The organism is Burkholderia sp. BCC1640, assembly GCF_902833125.1.
GTDB classification, from domain to species: Bacteria; Pseudomonadota; Gammaproteobacteria; order Burkholderiales; family Burkholderiaceae; genus Burkholderia; species Burkholderia diffusa.
In genome coordinates, this window is sequence record NZ_CADFEF010000150.1 from 1 (window position 1) to 508 (window position 508).

1 protein-coding gene is annotated in these 508 nt (G+C 62.0%); it reads right to left on the minus strand.

What is annotated here, in order from left to right; genetic code table 11:
• Positions 1-321 (minus strand): helix-turn-helix domain-containing protein (locus HWX25_RS32940; RefSeq protein ID WP_175912776.1); only part of this gene is annotated, 321 nt, incomplete at its 3' end.
• Between the last annotated feature and the right edge of the window lie 187 nt (positions 322-508).

Below are 508 nucleotides of genomic sequence, written 5' to 3' on the forward strand. Positions count from 1 at the left end.
GTGCGTCGAGCCGTCGGCCGGTTTGCGTCGCAGCGTGTAGTCGAGCACTCTCGCCTCAAGGCGCGCCAGGTCACGGCGCGGCGCACGGCCTGGATGCCTGCCGTACAGGCCCGCCAGACGCTCACTGGCAAAGCGGGTTTGCCATGTCGTGATGAAACGCGAATCACATCGCAATTCGTTCATGATCGCCCCACGCGAGGCCCCATCGTCGAGCAGCAGGATCAACTGCGCTCGCCTCACTTGGCCAACGGCCATCGTTCGGCTGCGCTGCATCGACAGCAGTTCTTCCCGCTCGGCTTCACTCAGATTCATTTTGCCCATGCACCTTTAGATCAGTGCAATTTCATTGGTTCAATGGACTAGGGAGGAGGCCGGAGGCGAAAGCGCGGACTGTCGATTGAATCGCACCGGGTTTTGTGGCGGCCTCGACTCTTGGGAGAAGGGAGCCATGAACAGGAAGCCGGGCAAGTTTTCCCTGGAAGTCCGAGCGCGCACGCGAGCCGGCGCG